At 45.9% G+C, this 16,624-nt stretch carries 12 protein-coding genes; 9 read left to right on the top strand and 3 right to left on the bottom strand.

Going from position 1 to position 16,624, the window contains the following annotated elements:
* Positions 1–457 precede the first annotated feature (457 nt).
* The 8 genes from ACR8BL_RS04085 (at position 458) to ACR8BL_RS04050 (ending at position 12,321) form a co-directional block, all read left to right on the top strand.
* On the top strand, positions 458–7,171 hold the full coding sequence (locus ACR8BL_RS04085; RefSeq protein WP_434751435.1) for a DUF7507 domain-containing protein: 6,714 nt from the start codon (positions 458–460) through the stop codon (positions 7,169–7,171).
* On the top strand, positions 7,168–8,871 hold the full coding sequence (locus tag ACR8BL_RS04080) for a hypothetical protein (protein ID WP_434751434.1): 1,704 nt from the start codon (positions 7,168–7,170) through the stop codon (positions 8,869–8,871). The genes ACR8BL_RS04085 and ACR8BL_RS04080 overlap by 4 nt, the downstream gene beginning before the upstream one ends.
* A 166-nt stretch (positions 8,872–9,037) precedes the next feature.
* Positions 9,038–9,295 carry a YolD-like family protein gene (locus tag ACR8BL_RS04075; protein WP_434753006.1) on the top strand — a complete coding sequence of 86 codons (258 nt, stop codon included), beginning with the start codon at positions 9,038–9,040 and terminating at the stop codon, positions 9,293–9,295.
* A gap of 104 nt (positions 9,296–9,399) precedes the next feature.
* Entirely contained in the window at positions 9,400–9,519 is a 120-nt protein-coding gene (locus ACR8BL_RS04070) for a hypothetical protein (protein ID WP_017688846.1), read from the top strand.
* A 165-nt stretch (positions 9,520–9,684) separates the two neighbouring features.
* Positions 9,685–10,188, top strand: a complete 504-nt coding sequence (locus ACR8BL_RS04065) for a ferritin (RefSeq protein ID WP_434751433.1) — start codon at positions 9,685–9,687, stop codon at positions 10,186–10,188.
* Between the two features lie 439 nt (positions 10,189–10,627).
* A complete protein-coding gene (locus tag ACR8BL_RS04060) occupies positions 10,628–11,371 on the top strand; it encodes a polysaccharide deacetylase family protein (protein WP_434751432.1) in 744 nt (247 codons plus the stop codon).
* Between the two features lie 49 nt (positions 11,372–11,420).
* The gene (locus tag ACR8BL_RS04055; RefSeq protein ID WP_434751431.1) at positions 11,421–11,843 is read left to right on the top strand and encodes a hypothetical protein; all 423 of its coding nucleotides are present in this window, start codon (positions 11,421–11,423) and stop codon (positions 11,841–11,843) included.
* A complete protein-coding gene (locus ACR8BL_RS04050) occupies positions 11,836–12,321 on the top strand; it encodes a hypothetical protein (RefSeq protein WP_434756562.1) in 486 nt (161 codons plus the stop codon). Before ACR8BL_RS04055 ends, ACR8BL_RS04050 begins: the two co-directional genes overlap by 8 nt.
* Positions 12,322–12,490: 169 nt before the next feature.
* On the opposite strand, the gene ACR8BL_RS04045 is transcribed toward ACR8BL_RS04050, so the two are convergent.
* From ACR8BL_RS04045 to ACR8BL_RS04035, 3 genes are all read right to left on the bottom strand, one after another.
* Complete coding sequence (locus ACR8BL_RS04045) at positions 12,491–13,090, bottom strand: response regulator (protein WP_434751429.1); 600 nt, start codon at positions 13,088–13,090, stop codon at positions 12,491–12,493.
* Positions 13,087–14,235, bottom strand: coding sequence for a histidine kinase (locus ACR8BL_RS04040; protein WP_434753005.1), 1,149 nt, complete (start codon positions 14,233–14,235; stop codon positions 13,087–13,089). The genes ACR8BL_RS04045 and ACR8BL_RS04040 overlap by 4 nt, the downstream gene beginning before the upstream one ends.
* Before the next feature lie 91 nt (positions 14,236–14,326).
* Positions 14,327–15,385 (bottom strand): fatty acid desaturase, encoded by a 1,059-nt coding sequence (locus ACR8BL_RS04035; protein WP_434751428.1) that lies wholly within the window; start codon positions 15,383–15,385, stop codon positions 14,327–14,329.
* Positions 15,386–15,754: 369 nt separating this feature from the next.
* Between ACR8BL_RS04035 and ACR8BL_RS04030 the strand changes: the two genes are divergently transcribed.
* On the top strand, positions 15,755–16,594 hold the full coding sequence (locus ACR8BL_RS04030; RefSeq protein WP_434751427.1) for a YitT family protein: 840 nt from the start codon (positions 15,755–15,757) through the stop codon (positions 16,592–16,594).
* The last annotated feature ends 30 nt before the right edge of the window (positions 16,595–16,624 follow it).

Genomic DNA, 16,624 nt, shown 5'->3' with positions numbered 1-16,624 from the left:
GTGAGTAAAATGCAAAAAGCAGCTAGAGCTGTGGGCCAAAACAAAACGTTTACGATGAAATCCAGGGGGGCGCGATCATATTTCAAAAAAAGATAACAAGCAATTTGAACAAAGAAATGTACGATAACAACGACCCAATAAGCATGAAGCATTTTACGTAACCAATTGGAATGCTTGATCTCATACTCTCTTGGAATATGGCTGCTATGCTCTGAAGGACTGTTCATATATCACCGCTGACTGCATCAAAATGATACGACAGATTACTCTCGTATATGTTGATTATAAGATACAATCGGCAAAACGCAAGAGATAAAATTTTAAACATGATAATAAACCTTACATAATAATCCAGAGGATATCCAAACTTTCGGAAGTGGACATACAAATTTCCTGATTCTGCCTCATAGACTGATAACAGGCTCTATTAGCGGATTCTTATTTTGCTGAAGGGGAGGTGAAATCCATTCCTCTTGTCGTTCGTTCAACCGTCAACGCTACAGGAGCAATTACGTTTACGGGTAATACTCTGGGACTAAGTCGTTCCGAAACGGCAGGGGTGCCGGGAACACAAGACAGTATCGGAGGATTTACAACGATCAATACAGCTTCTACTTTCGGGACGTATCCTGCAGGGACAACCAGCCTGTTCCAGAGCAGCAGCTCAGCAGCGATTCTGGTGCTGCCAGCAGGAAGTACGGTTCTTTATGCGGAGTTGATCTGGGGCGGAAGTTATATCAATGGTACGGTCAATCTGAGTTCCGCAATCAATAATCCGGTTTCGTTTACCACCCCTGCGGGCACGTTCAGTGTTACGCCAGACCCGGCCACATATAATCAGTTTGACCTTGGCAACAATGCAGCGGGGTATGTTCGCTCGGCTAACGTCACCGCTCTTGTGCAAAATGGGGGAGCAGGTACATATGTCACCGGTGGGGTCGTGGGCACGATTGTGATCACCAATGATGCTACAGCCAACCATGCGGGTTGGACACTGGGCGTCATATTTCAAAATGGCAATTTGCCTTTCCGAAACATGTCCCTACGTGCGGGAGGGGTACTGGTTCAAGCCTCTTCAGCGCCAGTTGTTACCACTCTTACCGGCTTTGCAACGCCAGTTTCTGGAGCCTTAGGAGGTAGGGCGCTGTTCAGTGCGCAGGAGGGGGATGCAAACCGGACAGGAGATCAGGCGTTATTCGGAGCGACTTCCGCAACTTCAGTTGCATTGTCTGGGCCAAACAATCTGGCGGCCAATTTTTTTGCGTCACAGATTAACGGTGATACAGGGGCACTGAATACAACAGGAACGTTTGGAACCCGTAATCAGATCAATGGAGCACCAGGGACGAATATTGTCGGTGGGCGTCAGGGCTGGGATATCACGAATGTGGATGTTTCCGCAAGGCTGATTAACAATCAGTCTTCGGCCGTCTTAACACTAACCACCTCTGGTGATGCGTACATCGTGAATGGAAATGCCATACAAGTCGATATTAACGCACCGCGGATTACCGTCGCGAAGTCATTTACAGCAACGGGGGCCGTAGCAGGGGATACTGTCACGTATACAGCTACCATTACGAATGGTGGATCAGCTAGTGCAGCCAGTGTGGTTCTGTCGGATACGCTACCTGCCGGTTTAACCTTTGTACCTGGTAGCATCACGGTAGGTGGTGTGTCAAGGCCGACACTGGATGTGATATCAGGGATACCTTTAGGATCTTTGGCCCTGAACAGCAGTGTTGTCGTCACTTACCGTGCTCAGATTACAAACGATACAAGCACTTTGCAACTCGTCAATTCCGCGAATGCCGCATTTACTTTTCAGAGTGTTGCCGGAGGTCCCATCATTAGTGGTGTCATACCTTCTAATAATTCAACTCTTCCTGTCTATTCGCCGAACCTGTCGATCGTGAAATCTGCTAATTCAACCAATGCCACGGTGGGCGATCAAGTGACTTACACGTTACAGGTAACCAACGGAGGAAATGTAGGAGCAAATGTTACGATTGCTGATAATATTCCAGCGGGTAGTACTTATGTAGCTGGCAGTTTCCGTGTGAATGGAACGGTTGTTGCAGGAGCGAATCCAGCTGCAGGCGTAAATTTAGGTACACTGGCTGCAGGAAGTGTGACCACGATTACGTTCCAAGTACTGGTGACCAACTTGCCTACACCGCCTACTCTGGTTGACCAGGCAACAGCGACATATTCGTTTAACTCACCAGACGGACGGACCATCACAGGGACGGCTGCATCCAATACTCTCTCCATCCCGGTAACTCTGCCGAATGTTAACGTGTTCAAAACAGCAACGGTCACGGATGTTGCAGTGGGAGAAACGTTCACGTATTCGGTGGTAACAACGAACGGGGGCATACAGCCGATCAGCAATGTGATCCTGGCGGATAGTCTTCCGTCGGGATTGAGTTTTGTTCCCGGAAGTGTGACAGTTCGGGGCACGAGTGTACCGTCGGCTAATCCGGGAAGTGGGATCGCTCTGGGAACATTAAATGCTGCGACTTCCGCAACGGTGACTTTTCAGGTGATTGTGCAATCCGTGCCTACGGGCGGATCACTGCTTAACCGGGCTTCTGTTTCTTACAGTTCAGGTGCATTTACTGGTATTTCGAATTCAAATTCCATAACAACCCCTGTGTATCAACCTGTGATTAACATCATCAAATCGGCCAGTCAAACGAATGCAACGCTGGGGGATCAGCTTGCTTACACACTCGTTGTCAGCAACACAGGAAATATTGCCGCACAAGTTAATGTAACAGATACCATTCCGGCTGGGCTGACATATGTACCCGATTCGGTAACGGTTAACGGCACCGCAAGACCTGGAACAAGTCCGCTGACTGGCATTACATTAGGAACGCTTGCACCTTCAGGAACTGCGACTGTGGTATTTCGTGCCACACTTGTATCATTACCTTCACCGCCTGTTCTGGAGAACCAGGGCACAGCTTCCTATACGTACCATCTGCCAAGCGGGCGTAATCTGTCTGGCAGCTCACTCTCGAATATTGTACGTGTAGCTGCTTCAGCACCCAATATCAGCATATCCAAAACCGTGAATACGACAGATGCTACCGTTGGAGATGCTCTAACCTATACGGTTGTCCTTACGAATACAGGAACAAATGCTGTGCAGAATCTGATCCTTTCGGATACGCCGTCTACAGGTTCAGAATTCATACCAGGCAGTGTCACAGTCAACGGAGCGGTGCAACGTAATGCAAGTCCAGTTGCCGGAATCGCTATTGGAACACTGAATAGTTCCACGAGTGTAACGGTGACGTATCAAACGAGGGTTACTGCTGTTCCTGCATCGGGTGTAGTAACCAACAGAGCAAGTGCTGCTTTTACATCGGGTAGCTTCAATGGTGTGTCTTCATCAGTAACGGTGAACACTCCGATCTATCAACCGGTCATTCAAGTGGTGAAGTCGGCAAGTACAACGAGTCTGACCGTGGGAGACACCTTCAATTACAATGTCCAGATTACGAACACTGGTAACATCCCGGCACTGGTTACACTAACCGATCCGGTTCCTGCCGGAGCAATATTTGTTACAAATAGCGTATTGATTAACGGGAATCCAACTCCAGGTGTTAGCCCTAATACAGGAATCAATCTGGGAACATTGGCTGCCGGAGCATCTGTGACGTTGTCTTTCCTTGCAACTGTCACAAGTCTGCCTGATCCAAGACAGTTGATTAACCAAGCTGTGGCCTCATACAGCTACACCCTACCAAGTGGAAGAGTCATTGCAGGTTTTGTTTCATCCAATACGGTCACCATCCCGGTGTCCTTGCCTAATGTCAGCGTTGTTAAAAGTGACAACGCTGATTACGCGGTGTCAGGGGATGTCATCCGTTATACTTCTGTGATTCGAAATAATGGAACAACTGGTATCAACAATGTTGTGTTTATCGATCCGCTGCCTTCGAACACCCCATTTATACCCGGAAGTGTCCTGGTGAACGGCGTTGCATCACCGCTCTCCAATCCGACCGCCGGCATTCCAATCGGTACTTTGGCTCCAGGAGCTGAAGTAACCGTAACTTTTGAGGTGAGGATAACTATGCCGATCCCTTCGCAGATTAACAATCAGTCGACGGTCAGCTTTACTTCTGGCTCCTTTTCGGGTTCATCATCTTCGAATACAACGCAGACTCCTGTGATACAGCCGCAGATTGCTCTTGTTAAAACGGCAAACACGATAAATGCTACCGTGGGAGATACCGTTGTTTATACCGTCACGGTGAGTAACACGGGTAACCTTCAGGCGAATGTTACTGTCACGGACACCATCCCGGCAGCGACGACCATTGTGCCCAACAGTGTGGTTGTCTCAGGTGTTCCACAGCCGGGAGTTACCCCTGGCACTGGCATTCCAGTAGGTGTTGTAGCGGCGGGTGCAACCGCAATTGTCACATTTGCGGTTGTTGTGGATTCCTTGCCATCCCCGCAGCAACTTAGTAATTTTGCATCATCAACGTTTACTTTTACACCACCCGACGGACGAACGTTGACAGGAACAGCAACGTCCAACACACTTGCTTTCCCTGTCTCATCCCCTAATGTAAGTGTGGTTAAAAGCACGACATCTACAGCCGCTACTGTGGGTGACACGGTCGTTTATTCCGTATTGGTGACGAACAGTGGTATTGCACCCGTGAACAGTGTGCAGTTTTCAGACCCTATTCCATCGGGAGGTTCATTTGTTACGGGCAGTGTAACAGTAAACGGTGTATCAGAACCGGCGGCAAGTCCATCAGGGGGAATACCGCTGGGCACCCTCGCGCCGGGCGCAACAGCAACCGTTACGTTTAGTATTCGTGTGAATGATATTCCTCCAAACAATCAGCTGAGTAATCGATCAACCATCACCTTCACCTCCGGAACATTCTCAGGTACAACGTTTTCGAATACGGTGTTAACACCCGTATTTCAACCTGTATTAACAGCACAGAAAACGGCCAGCACACAGAATGCGACTGTAGGAGATACGGTTAGCTATACCATCAGTGTGAATAATCAAGGGAATTACGGAGCGCAGATTAATCTGACAGACAATTTGCCAGCGGGCACCGTGTTTGTGCCGAATAGTGTTATTGTCAACGGGCAGCCACTGCCAGCCGCCACTCCGGCAACAGGCATTCCAGCAGGGAATGTAGCTGCAGGAGCAACTACAACCATTACATTTTCCGTTGTGGTTGAGACGCTCCCAAGTCCGCAACAACTCGTGAACCAGGCTTCAGTTGTATTGTCATTCACATTGCCAGATGGAAGAAGTATTACCCGAGGAGTGTTGTCTAATGTTCTGATGATTCCGGTGTCTGCACCCGACGTGGCTGTTGTTAAATCAACAACGTCCACAGCCGCATCTGTAGGCGATATCGTAACGTACAGCATTACAGTGACTAACAATGGTATTGCCAATGTCAGCAATGTCATATTTACGGATGCTTTGCCAGCGAGTACAGTCTTCGCGCCAAGTGGTGTCTTTGTGGATGGAGTGTTACGTCCGAATGCAAATCCCTCCACGGGCATTTCCTTGGGTTCCATTGCACCTGGAGTCACCGTAACCGTTGTATTTAGTGTGAGTGTTACAAGTCTGCCGGCGACGGCTGTTTTGAACAATCAATCAACAGTAAGTTTTACGTCAGGAGCTTTTTCTGCTACAACGTTCTCCAATATAGTCTCAACCCCGGTATACCAGCCGATCCTGGCTGCGGTTAAAACGGGAGATCAAGCCATTGCCACGGTAGGTGACACCGTCATCTACAGCATTGCTGTCACGAATACGGGAAACTATGGTGCTACGGTAACACTGACAGATACCATTCCTGCCGGTACAGAATTTGTACCGAATAGTGTCATTATTAACGGAACCTCGGCGCCTGGTGCTGACCCTGCTTCAGGTATTTCTCTTGGTGTGGTATCAACCACGACCATCGTCACCTTTTCAATTGTTATTACAACACTGCCCGTGAGCCAGTCCATCACGAATCAAGCGTCAGCTACCTTTACTTACACGCTACCGGATGGAAGAACGCTTGGCGGAAGCCTTACATCGAACACACTAATTATTCAAGTATCAGCACCCAATGTCACCGTCGTGAAAACAACAACATCAACAGATGCCGTCGTAGGCGACACGATTGTGTATGAGATGGTTGTCACCAACAGCGGCATTGACCCGGTTAACAACATCGTTCTAACGGATCCCATTGACCCGGCGACCACTTTTGTTGCAGGGAGTGTCTTGGTTAATGGTACACCTCGTCCTTTAGCGAACCCTGCACTCGGGATTGCACTAGGTACCTTGGCTCCTGGAGAATCGATTGCGGTATCTTATGCTGTTCGTGTCAACTCACTTCCGACACCGCCGCAAGTCAGCAGTGAATCCTCTGTAAGCTTTACATCAGGTGTGTTCTCTGGAGCGGCGTATTCCAATATCATTGTTACTCCGATCTATCAGCCGATTATCACAGTTTCCAAAACAGCAAGCACCTCGAATGCTACGATTGGTGACGACATCGTGTATTCATTAACAATTAACAACAGCGGTAATCTGGTTGCGAATCTTACATTAACCGATAACATCCCGACGGGGACCGTGCTGCTACCGAACAGTGTTCTGATCGACGGTGTGCCGCAGCCAGGTGCCAACCCTGAAACAGGTATCCTTGTAGGCAACATTCCTCCTGGCGGCTCTGTGAATGTAACGGTCACCCTAGGGGTTACGGTCGATTCACTGCCGCAAAATCAGCAACTGAGCAACCAAGCTGTCGCGAGTTATACATTCAGTCCACCAGACGGACGTGTATTGACTGGAACGGTATCGTCTAATGTACTTATTATTCCTGTATCGGCTCCGAATGTCGTTGTTGTCAAAAGCACCAGTGCTATTGATGCTGTCGTCGGTGATGTAATCACGTATACAGTAGTGGTAACCAATAGCGGTATAGAGACAGTGAACAATGTTGTCATGGTTGACCCTGTACCCGCCGGAACTGTCTTTGTGCCGGGAAGTGTGGTAGTGAATGGGGTGGCGAGACCGACAGGTAATCCGAATACAGGTATCACACTGGGTTCCATTGCTGCCGGAGCGTCTACTACAGTTACATTTAATGTAGAGGTTGTGGTGATATGAGCGAAATTCCAGGTACGTTGTCCCACTGGTTAAAGAATCAGTCCCTGGTTCGATTCAGCTCGGGTATGACTGAACTGGAACAGGTGGCTTATTCCAACACGGTAGTTACGCCATGGATTGGCCCCCGAATCAAAGTAAGCAAAAGTTGCAATGTAACAACAGCTGTTCTGGGCCAGTCGCTGACTTATCAGATTGAAATCATGAATACGGGAAACCGCACGGCAATTGTCCGTGTGGTGGACCCGCTTTCTCCTGAGACTTCACTTCTGCCCAACAGTGTGCTGCGTGATGGCATCCCATTGCCTGGGGTTTCTCTTACGCAAGGACTGCCTCCCGCGGAGGTTGCACCGGGTGCAGTACTGAATTATCACTTTCAGGTAGTCATTGTGCGAGTGCCCCCGGCTCTCCAGTTGCTGAATCAGGCAGAAGTGAACTACGAGTTTGTTACTACAGAAGGAAGAACAGTTGACGGTACGGAGAAGTCTAACGTTGTTGAAATTGGAATTGAAACATCACGGCTCGAAGTGAGTTTGCAAGTCGAACGAAGCCACACCTTTGCTGGAGATATTCTGATGTACACAGTTTTGGTAAATAACCCGGGCTTTGCTGTGGCCACGGATGCTGAATTAACGGTGACGTTGCCGCAAGGTGTCATCTTTATCCCGGCGAGTGTGACGATTAACGATATGTTCGCACCACAGGTCACACCAGATACGGGAATTGATCTTGGGGAGATTGGGCCAGGAAGTGTTATACGTGTGCAATATCGTGTACAGGTAACAGGTGGCCAAGGAGTGAGCCACTTATCGAGTGAAGCCGTTTTGAAATACATCGTTGCAGGCAGACGAGAAACCGTTTATTCCAATGTGGTCACCATCCTGATCGTCGAACCCCAGATATCCATCGTCAAAAGTGTATCACCTGCTACAGCAATACCCGGGGATCGGGTGCGCTATCATATTAAGGTGTCTAACAAGAGCAATTATGCAGTGGATGCCAAACTGCAGGATGTTTTACCAGAAGCGCTGCCCTTTGTTGAAGGAAGTCTCAGTTGGAATGGAGTCAAGCGCCCAGGCACAAACCCTAATAAAGGGGTGGATTTGGGTACATTAACTGCCCGTTCTGAGCTACATATTCAATTTGAAGCTCAAGTTGAAGGGGCAGTGGGAACAACAGATACAGTGATTACAGATCAGCGAAGTTTTGTAAATCGGGCAGTTTTGCTCTACACATTCCGTTTGCCGGATTCTCGTATGGTTCAGCGAAAACTTCTTTCTAATGAAGCTGTTCTGGAGCGCAGGGCACCTGTGATCCAGGTTCATGTCGAGACTTTCCCTGCCATTGTAGAACAAGGAGGTACAGTAACTTTCAAAGTGAGGGTCATGAATACAGGATCGTTGTCTGCTCGTGTACAATTGGGTAATATTCTGCCTCAAGGTGCCAAATGGTTGAGCCAGGAGACCAGTCCGATGCAGGTAAATATATCGGAATATTCAGCACCGAGATATCTCCATATCGGTGAGCTGGGGCCTGACTCCGCAAAAGAATTATCTTACCTTATACAGCTGGCGCCTGAACAAACGGGTATACAGCAGGGGTATTTAACGGCCCTCTACACATATGAGTGGAACGGACAAAAGCGTTCAGGAGAGGTTAGATCAACTGAATACAACATTCTGGTAGAGAATCGGGATGAGTAGTCGGGATGAGTTGGAGAGGGGGAACACAAGTCGAAATATACGGAGTATTTTGCCGGAAAAAAGGTGTCATGACATTACACAAACGTAAATGAATGGTATACTAATTGAATATGCACTCGGCAAACAACCGTGGAATCGGGACGTCGGAGTAGAGGAGGCAGCAGCATTGGCGAAAGCAAAAGTCGCAAAAAGACCCACACGGGATGAGTTTGAACTGGAGGAGTTGGGGAATCAACTCGTGGAGGCTTTTCATGAACGCTCAGAAGTGTTATTGACAGTCTGGGGCAAGGAAGTACAGGTGCAAGGTATTATTGTGAAAATGGATTCCCGCACGCGCCTTGTTCATGTGGAGCATACGGAAGAAGAATTTACGGCGAAAGTACCATTTTTGGATATCATGCAAATACAGTCGCCGCGTTACTGATTTAAAAATAAGAAAACAGCATTTGAGCAATAGGGCATTCGCCCTGTCAAAGTTTCGTTCTCTGCATAAGATAACCCATACCTGTTGCAGAGGAGGTACAATCAATGAGCGAAGTTTTAGGTGGAGAAACAAGAGGTTACGGCTATGGTGGTTTCACTTCTGTAGGCGCAATTCTGGTTCTGTTCATTCTGTTGGTCATCATCTCCAAAGCGTTCTTGGTATAATCATTTTCTTCAAAATGATAAAGGAAGCTCTGTCGTCACGACAGAGCTTCCTTTATTTCGACTCGTATAAATCCACCATTGACGAATAATGTAGAAAAATGGTGTAAGTCGTTTTCGTGTTATGTTAAAATATAATTATTCCACAGCAAGAGAGAGGTGCTTATAATGAGCCAAGAACTGACGGCGTCTTTGAACGAGCAGATGAACTTTGAGTTTTACTCCGCTCATGTATACATGGCGATGGCCGCATATTGTTCCAGCAAGAGTCTGGATGGATTTGCCAACTTCTTTATCGTACAAGCGGAAGAGGAACGTTTCCACGGCATGAAAATTTATAAATTTTTGAATGATCGTGGACACCGGGCTATATTGGCAGCAATGCCTGAGCCGAAGAACGAATACAGCTCTATGCTGGACGTGTTTGAGCACGGTTATGCGCATGAGCAGCAAAATACGAAGAAATTCTATGCTCTAGCGGATATTGCGCTGAACGAGCGTGAACACGCTACAATGTATTTCTTGAAGTGGTTCATTGATGAGCAAGTTGAAGAGGAAGCTTTGTTTGATAACATCATTCAGAAGCTGCGCCGCATTGAAAATGACAGCAATGCTTTCTACATGCTGGATGCAGAGTTCGCTAAACGTTCGTTTACGGCTCCTGCGGAGTAAACGGTAGAACCTCTGAACAAAAATGGAACAAGTACATACCGTACACCATGTTGCAGCATCTTTGCAGGACGGCTTGGCCATGTTATGAAATGATCCATTCCTCCCCAAGTTGTAACATTTACGGAAGAAAGCTTGCATACGTGCAAGCTTTTTTGCTGTCTCCGGATTTATATAATAAAAGAAGCCTATCAAAATACTAAAATAGGGTAATAAAGGTTATGTCAACATTGATCTACCCTTACGGGCATTTATTCAAGGCCAAATCTATCAAAATCGTTTTCATTTTTAAGTTTATCTGACAAAAGTGTAACTCTACCGTAGCCTTTGAAGCGAGAAGAGAGAGTAGTGTCTCTGATACTATTAAAATTAATCGCCATGGGATACGAGTAGAAATGATTTACACACCCGGGGAAAAACACACATAAGGGAGACTTTTATTATGCTAAACATTCGTAAATCATTCGTCGCTACATTTGCTATTTTACTTCTGTTACCACTGATATTCATGCCGCACTCTGCTTCGGCTGCAGCATCATCTACTGAGAAAGCAGCCAGCAAGGCCAGTGCCAAAATTGTATATCTGACATTTGATGATGGTCCCACTGCGCATACCGGTAAACTTCTCGATATTCTGGATCAATACCAAGTCAAAGCTACTTTCTTCATGCTTGGGCCTCATATGGAACAATATCAGAAAGCTACGCAACGTATTGTAAAAGAAGGTCACGGGCTCGGATTACATGGTGTAACCCATGTACCAAGCAAGTTTTATAAATCGGCTTATAGCGGATTAAAAGAAATGCAACAAGCGAATGAAAGTTTGAATAAAGTTGCCGGAGTTAAAACGAGCCTTGTTCGTACGCCATATGGTAGTAAACCTTATATGAAACCAGCTTTCCGCAACGTGCTTCTTGCTCAAGGAGGATTTCATCTGTGGGATTGGAATGTCGATTCACTGGATTGGAAATACAAGAAAGATCATCAGAAAGTGTACAATAATATTATGCAGCAGGTTCACAATGTGAATAAAAATGGCACCAATCCTGTTGTGCTCATGCATGATCAGGAAGCCACTTTGAAAGTACTGCCTCAAGTGTTGAAAACGCTGAAGGCTGAAGGATATCAATTTGAAGTTATAACCAAAAACGTACAACCGTTGAATTTCTGGAATGACAAGCGTTAATTGCAGGGATCCGGAAACGAGTCGGTTTGATCTTTAGGAGGTACACATCATGAAAAAACAAACGTTATGGATGACGATTCCGGTGACGACAGCTGTTCTGCTTGCTCTAACAGGGTGTGGAGGAACCAACTCGAATCAGTCCTCGACGGGTAGCTCATCTTCAACAACCGCGGGAGAACAGACTCAGGCAGGAAGTGGAAACGCCGTATCTAGTGATTCCGGGAATCAAGGCGGATCAGCGAATACAGATTCAGGCAATGCAGGTAGCAGCACAGCGGGAAAAGAAGGCACAGACGCATCAAATACCAAAGGAAGTATTTCGCATTCGAAATTGTCCGATACAAATGAGGTTGTGAAGGCGGTTCGCGGTGAGTTGAAGATGCAAAGTACGGTTCTTCCAACGTCATTCCCATTGTCTAAAGACCAATATTTGGGCGCAGTTATTACATGTGAACTTCTACACAGTGGGTAAAACAGTTGCATTAAATGACTCTTTGTTAACAAGTTCGAATAATAAAGTACCTTTTCTAGCCAGCTACGAAGTAAAAACGTACAAGAATCCGAACCAAACCGATATTTTTCCGGAAACGGATCTGAAGAACATCCCTAAGGATATGATGGTTGATCTTGGGCATGGAATCCAAGGTATGATGGAAGGCGCTGCCGGAAGTCAGTACCTGACCTGGAAGGAAGGTCGATGGACGATGCAGATTCGCTCCATCTCTGAGGATCAGATGAACAACACAGGGATTGCGAAGAAGATGGTCGAATATCTGGAGAAACACATGCTGCCCGCTCCCAAAGACAAAGGATTTGTGAACGTGGAATATGCAAGTGGAGGGAAAACGGTTCGTGTGACCATTACATGGCAGGATGGTAAACAAATTCATCAGTTGAAAACAGAGCAGGTACCGCTCGATGCTCTCGGCATGGTAGTATCGGTAAAATAATATATTTTTTTCTGGAATACAGGCATGGTTAAAAGGAATCAGTCAATTCATAAGTAAAATACAAAAAAAAGCTTGGCTCATGAAGAAATTCTTGAGACAAGCTTTTTGCTATTTGAATTGTATTCAAGGCAAGGGCCACTGTTTTTCCTCAGCGTCCATAACGGTTCTTTCACTTGAACCATCCTTTCTCTTTGGAACGGGTGATTGCCTCAATGCGGTTACTAGCATTTAATTTATTGAGAATAATAGAGATGTAATTCCGAACGGTTCCGGTCGTGATGAACAAATGTCCGGCAATTTCCTTGGTGTTTTTCCCATCAGCCATGAGGCCAAGTACAGCATGTTCACGTTCAGTTAACGGGTTTTCCTCCACATAAGCTTCATCGACCAGATCGGGTGCAAATATACGTCTTCCACTCATGACTTGACGAATGGCTTCGGCTAACTCTTCAATCGGGCTGTCCTTGAGGAGATAGCCGCGTACTCCGCCTTTGAGTGCACGTTCGAAATATCCGGTTCTTGCAAATGTCGTAAGGATAATGACTTTGCAGTTCATGCCTTTAAGTTCCTCGGCAGCTTCCAGCCCGCTCTTCACAGGCATTTCGATGTCCATCAAGCAGATGTCTGGTGCATGTTGCTGCACAAGGGAAAGGGCTTCTTGACCATTGCTGGCTTGTCCAACAACCTCCATATCTTCTTCCAGATTAAGCAGAGAAGATAAGGCGCCAAGCATCATCCGCTGATCTTCAGCAATGACGATTCTAATCATTCTTCATCCTCCTTCATAGGTTTGCGTACCAGCTTGGGCACATGGATGACAAGTACCGTGCCTTCCATTTCCGTGCCTGTTCGAATGTCCATGTAGCCGTTCACAAATTCCAGACGTTCTTTCATACCAAGAATCCCGGTTCCTCGCAGGTTTTGCTTACGTGTACGTTCGATGCCTATCCCGTTATCATGCACAGTTAAAAGATTGTGGGAGGGGGTTTCCTCAATACTAATCGTACATGTGGTTGCCTGACTGTGCTTAACCACATTGGTCACCGCTTCTTTCAAACACATTCCCAGTACATTTTCATTCAATTGAGATGTATCCTGCAGCTTAGGATTTCCGTGTAAAATAAACTCAATGGAGGCGGCTTTTAAAATTTGTTCCGCACGGAATAGTTCATCAACTAGCTGTGTTCCACGCATAGTCGTGACCATCTCACGAACTTCCTTCAGGGCTGTACTTGCCGTCTGTCTGAGCTCATTCAGTTCAACGAGCGCTTGATCAGGATTTTTGCGGAGCAAGCGCTTGGCCAGATCGGTTTTGAGTCCGATCAGAGAAAGCTTCTGACCGAGCGTATCGTGCAAGTCGCGTGCAATCCGCTGCCGTTCTTCCATTTTCACCAGATCATCCAGTCGTTTGTTTGCATTCTCCAGTTCACCTTCCAGTTGTTCACGTTTGTTTTTGTTGTACGTGCTGATCGGAAGGAGGATAGAGGCCATCAGACTAATAAAGATAAATGGGAATTGGCTGAGCAGCATTGAGTTTTGATTGATGAAGCTGTAATTAACCGTCAGGAAGCTTGCACCGAGATTCACCGAGTAGAGGGTGAAAAAGCCGGCTTTATTTTTAATATTGCCAATAAAAAAAGCTAAAAACAATGAGAAATAGGCATAATCATACGCAATGGTCATCGTAATAGATATGGCAATCAGTAATCCCATCCACATATAAATCTGCCAGCCTTTGGTGATGAAGGCCAAGAAGTAACATACAAAAAATACCAGAATAATAATAATGCCAGTTACCAGTGTCCACAATTGCGAATATTGAGAGATGTAATAGAAGGGCAGAATGAAAAAGACGAGCCATACGTACGGATTCAAGCCTGTATTTTTATAAAAAAGCTGCGACCACTTCTGAATAAGATTCTCCTCCTTGAAAAGGTGTTACTCCACTTTAGCCTGACTGTAGCATGACTATCGTCTGAATACAAGAAAACGAATCCGACAGAGCCTAAGGCTTCTCTGTCAGACCCGCTTGATTGGTAACCCGGATCGGGTTCGGAACGTAATTTTTGCGTGATGATTGTCTCAGCTCTCTGAAACTGATAAATTCTTTGTTTTGCTCATCCCACAGACGGAAGCGAAGCGCAACCAGGCTGGAACGTAGCGTAATGGTTGTTGCCTTCTGCAAAGGCGGCGTTGAATTATGTGCTTCTTCCAGATAGTAGTTTGGTACACGTGGGCTTAGATGATGCACATGATGGAATCCGATATTTCCGCTAATCCATTGCAGTAGCTTAGGCAGTTTGTAATAAGAGCTTCCTTCTACGGCTGCTTTGACATAACTCCATTCATCTTCATGTTCAAAATACGTCTCTTCAAACTGGTGCTGTACATAGAACAACCAGATGCCGAAGAAACCGGAGAAGAAAAATACAGGTGCCTGCACCATGACAAAAGCTTGCCATCCAATCAGCCAGCACATAAAGCCATACAGTGCAATGATTAAAACTGTTGTTAAATGGGTATTAATTCTTTCCTTGCGTCTTGCTGCTTTGCGGTTAAAACGATAAGCAATCAAAAATACATAAATGGGTCCAATACAAAACAGGACGACCGGATTGCGATATACACGGTAAAAGAGACGCATCCATGGAGTAGCAGACTTGTATTCATCTACAGTCATCACCCAAATATCACCTACACCGCGTTTGTCGAGGTTACCACTTGTTGCGTGGTGAATGGAATGCTCTGCTTTCCATTGCTGGTAGGGAGTGAGGGTTAATACACCGGTGATGGTGCCCAGAATATCGTTGGCCCGTTTGCTTTTGAAGAATGAACCATGGCAACAGTCATGGAAAATAATAAACGTTCGCAGAACAAATCCCGAAGCTACCAGTGCGATGGGAAATGTGAGCCAGTAGGAGATCGATAAGCTGTAATATGCAGCTGCCCATAATACGAAGAGCGGGAGCAATGTATTGATTAATTGACGAATGCTAAGTTTGAGATCATTTTTTTCATAAGGCGTAACTTCTTTCTTAAGCGCCATTTCTTTGCTTCTACTCATTCTATGTTCCTCCTCAATTGGTACAGCTATGATCGGCTGTAACCTGGCGATTCCCGGTAGGACTTTCCTTATGGGAAGCGTTTTTATCATTGTAAAAGAATACGTGCGTGACCGTAAGTCATAAATGTCAGCCTGTTGTAATGACAAATATCAATAATGAACCATGACATTTGTCATGGTTCATGTTCAGTGACGGGGATAAAAAGTAGCTAAAAAGTGACGTTTTAATGTTCCTTTGCACAAATAGCGCAACAATTTGTATTATGTATACAAATTTTATGAAGAGCGTGGTAAAATCTATCCTGAAGCGTATATGACAGGTTATTAGATAAGTTGAGATTATTTTGGATGGATTGGGTGGAGCGCTGAATGAAAAGAAGAATCACAGATATTTTATTTATTATGGCTGGTGCCTTTCTGTTTGCGCTGGCGGTGAATTTGTTTGTCATCCCTAACGATCTGGCAGAGGGCGGCGTGACAGGTATCACGATTATTTTGTATTATTTGTTTCACTGGTCCCCGGGGCTGATGAACCTGATTCTTAACGGTATTCTATTAATTGCAGGTTATAAGTTCCTGGATCGAACAACGACGGTGTACACCATTATTGCGGTTATCTTTAACTCGCTTTTTCTGCATCTGACGAAAAGTTGGAGCATTGCTTCGGATGAGTTATGGGTTAATACCATTTTTGCAGGTGTGTTTGCCGGTCTCGGGATTGGTTTGATCGTCAAAGTTGGAGGCACAACAGCAGGCACGGTTATTCTTGCGCGATTGGCTAACAAATATTTAGATTGGAATATCAGCTACGGATTGCTGTTCTTTGATCTGATTGTAGCGTTTTCGTCCTACTTTATCATTGGGCCACAGGGTCTGATGTGTACAATCGTACTGTTGTTTGTTGGAACTAAAACGATGGAGTTTATTATTGAAGGACTGAATCCGAAAAAGGCTGTCATGATTATCTCTTCGAAACAGGATGAGATTGCGAAGCAGGTTATTGAAAAAATGGATCGTGGTGTCACCGTCCTGTCGGGTCATGGCTACTATACAAAGAATCCGAAAGAGATTCTGTATATTGTGATCAGCAAGCAAGAGGTTCCGATGCTTAAGAAAATTGTACGGGCTGAGGATGAGATTGCATTTATCACCATTCATGATGTGCGGGACGTATTCGGGGAAGGTTTTATCGAACTTTCGAAGTCATAATATTTTATAGAGCCAAGCTTAAAAGGACGA

The sequence above is a fragment of the Paenibacillus amylolyticus genome, from assembly GCF_051136285.1.
In the GTDB taxonomy this organism is placed as follows: Bacteria; Bacillota; Bacilli; order Paenibacillales; family Paenibacillaceae; genus Paenibacillus; species Paenibacillus amylolyticus_F.
Note: the sequence above shows the minus strand (reverse complement) of the source record. Positions and strands in the feature narration are given on the sequence as shown.